The following is a 3,032-nucleotide window of genomic DNA, read 5'->3' on the forward strand; positions in this document are numbered from 1 at the left end:
ATTTAGAGCGCATTATAGGCTTTAAAAACGCTTACCTCTATGGTGGATAAAGAAAAATAGTAGGGCAGTTCTTTTGTATTTTACTGATTGTAAAGCTATTGAAATTTTAACAACACATCTGATACATTACCTCAGATCAAGTTTTTTAACAAGCCAATCTGCTGCATTCATTTCATACCAACAATGTTCATAATATACGGAGACCTCTAACATTGAACAAGTTTTGTCAATGCTAACATATTGTCCGATATTATTAATGTTAAGTCCTTCTATAGGTTGCTTTTCAATCTGTACAGGTTTTATGTCCTTAGGTAGCAGAATCCAATACGCTAATTGTGATTCTGCAGCTGTATAGTTACATTTCCAATAACGCTTAATCTGTTCTTCTTTCGAATAAGATTGTTGGATGGGAAACATTTCTTTGTTATTTATATCTTTCATAAATTGTTTCTATAATGAAAGTTTTACAATAAACAGTAGAAACCTCCTTTAACTAAACATACATCCTATAATTAAAATTATACACCCTGTTAGATAAAGGATTCTACCCCATTTTATGAATAAGGATTTGAACTTATCTATTACTTGGATACGTTCATCATTCATAACAAAACCATTGTATTTTACATGGAAACTCATCATAAACGTAATGAGGAAATTTACAAGAGCTTCCATTATAATGATTATTAACCCTGTCATAATAATAACAAGTATAGAATTGTAGAAATCATGGCAAACATCCATCATTTCCGCACCATACTTTGCGACTAGAACTAAACTAAGCATATACATTATGCATGCACCTAAAAGGCATGCAAGATAATAAAATAGTAATTTCTTGCCATGATATTTCTTGTACATTACTATCGATAAGATATAAAATACAAAGACTAAAATAACGAACAAAATAATTCTCATGCCTTTTTATCCTCCAATTATTACGGTTGAACTTCCCGTTAAGACTAATCCATCTTTGGGTGCTATGAGCCCTAACACATCACTTATATATTCGACAGTATTTGTTATGAAATTTGTTATTGGTTTTGCTGATAGTGTCACTGATAAATCAAACTTTAATCCAAGAAGTACCGCTAATTCCCCACCAATATTGACATTTGCTTCTAAATCATCAAAATCCAAGTACCCCCCACCCTTTGCAGAAATACCAGCAGCTTCACGTTCGCCTTCAACATTCGCCTTAACTTTTAAAACACCCAAAATATCAGTCGTAGCCTCTCCTCCTGCTCTTCCGACACCCGCTTTGACACCGAGTTCCCCTTGGATTCCTATCCTTTTTTCTTTTTCATCAGCTATCAACTCTGCTTTTGCATTTGCTTCAGCATAGCCAGATTCTGATGTCCTCTGCTGGGAACCTACTGAATAATTCTTTTTTGTTGTCATTGTGCAAATATACTTTTTTATTAATAATTCTAAATCAAAACCCCAAACTTAATTGGAGCTCAAGTTGTGCACTTTTGTTTGACAACGTACAGGGAATCCAATCCCTTTATCTCCGTTCCTTTCAAATCATATAAGGAATATATTAAGCGAAAAATATATGGAAGAATATAAACCAAATACAAATAAAAGTGAGACCGATAGCCGTAAGAATGAAAGAAACTCTAAGCCAACTTATACCCCTCTCTTCAATATATATTTTTATTTCCTTGGAATTCATCTCATAGGCAGCTACAAGATAGGTATTATACCAACAATAAGCCTCTTCACTATGGTGTATAATAAACAAATAATTTTCCTTTATGCAGAAGAAAAGACATTTATCTTGAAAATTAATATATTTTTCTATTTCAGAAAAGGCTTTTGATATAATGTAGATTGATAAATCAGATAGCGGCAGAAACTCCTTACTACACAGTTGATAAGAATGCCTACCAATCTCAATATTTTTTAGTTGCCATCCTCTTTTGTCTGCACAGAGAATTTTATTATTGCCTATTTCGATATTTCTCATTTATCTTATTTTTTTGCATCATGAAGATAAGATTATATGATAAACCAAAATCCAAGGGAAATAAGACTTATGACAAAAAGAACTTTAAGAACGCTTGTCATACTAACTCCAACTTTCTGTCCAATTTTTATCTCATCAGCCCTCACCCTATATATACTTTCAACATAAAGATTATCTTTATCAAAAGTTACAATCATTAGAAAATACTGAATGAAAAAATAAAATACTTCTCTTGTTTTTAAATCAAAGGCTTTATAGATAGGCTTATATCCTAAATGCCCAATAGCTAATTCACTACAGTCTATTGATAAATCATTATCCTTAATTATCCAATAAAAATTCTCCTCTGATACTTTATGTTTAAGAGAGATTAAAGGATTTAATGCATCGGAATCCATGCGTATAGGAATAGCATACTCTTCTCCTCTTAATCTTATACGAGCATATCTGGACAAGATATTTATAAGACTTTCTTTCTCAACAATTATTGGTGCAAGCAGACGATGTTTACTTATTCTTTCCATCCTTCGGTTGTCTATTATTAGGTAGGACTATAGACTGATCTTTTTTCTCTCGAATATACTCTTCGTTCTTCATCTCGTCTATGGTTACTCTTCCTTGAGAATCCTTTACCTCCGTTCCTTTCAAATCATACTGTGTACCACCTCCTTCCTCCCCAAACCAAGGAGCCACTTCACCTTCTTGTACATTTGGTATGGGCTTTGTCACTTCATATACTTTATATGGTCTTGTCTCACTTCCTGGTGCCAATGCTCTATTTGTATAAGGTGTATTAACTTTTCCGCCATACTCTCCGCCATCTTTGAATACTCCATTTTCATACCGACCTCCTAGTCTGTCAAAACCTTGACCTGGGCGTAGTTCAATTGTTCTTATAAAGGAAGCTCCCCTTCCAGGCGGCCACTTTTCTCCCATATCTTTGAATCTATCTTCCAGTATAGACCATTCATTTTTGAGGTATAAATCATATATTTCTTTCAGTGCACTTTCAGATAGATTTTTACTATGAAGCTGTTTAAACTTATTTCTATAATAAAGT

Annotated in this window: 5 protein-coding genes; all 5 read right to left on the reverse strand. The window is 33.1% G+C overall.

Features of this window, described 5'->3' with window-relative positions; genetic code table 11:
• Positions 1-126: 126 nt before the first annotated feature.
• Positions 127-441, reverse strand: a complete 315-nt coding sequence (locus HMPREF9075_RS11835; RefSeq protein WP_009416843.1) for a hypothetical protein — start codon at positions 439-441, stop codon at positions 127-129.
• A 483-nt stretch (positions 442-924) separates the two neighbouring features.
• Positions 925-1,401: a hypothetical protein gene (locus tag HMPREF9075_RS11845; RefSeq protein WP_009416845.1), complete on the reverse strand. Its 477-nt coding sequence runs from the start codon at positions 1,399-1,401 to the stop codon at positions 925-927.
• 142 nt (positions 1,402-1,543) lie between these two features.
• Positions 1,544-1,972 (reverse strand): hypothetical protein, encoded by a 429-nt coding sequence (locus HMPREF9075_RS11850; protein ID WP_009416846.1) that lies wholly within the window; start codon positions 1,970-1,972, stop codon positions 1,544-1,546.
• Positions 1,973-2,004: 32 nt separating this feature from the next.
• A complete protein-coding gene (locus HMPREF9075_RS11855; RefSeq protein WP_009416847.1) occupies positions 2,005-2,496 on the reverse strand; it encodes a hypothetical protein in 492 nt (163 codons plus the stop codon).
• Positions 2,480-3,032 (reverse strand): TNT domain-containing protein (locus HMPREF9075_RS11860; protein WP_009416848.1); only part of this gene is annotated, 553 nt, incomplete at its 5' end. The genes HMPREF9075_RS11855 and HMPREF9075_RS11860, both read right to left, overlap by 17 nt.

Origin of the sequence: Capnocytophaga sp. oral taxon 332 str. F0381 (genome assembly GCF_000318275.2) — a bacterium.
GTDB classification, from domain to species: Bacteria; Bacteroidota; Bacteroidia; order Flavobacteriales; family Flavobacteriaceae; genus Capnocytophaga; species Capnocytophaga bilenii.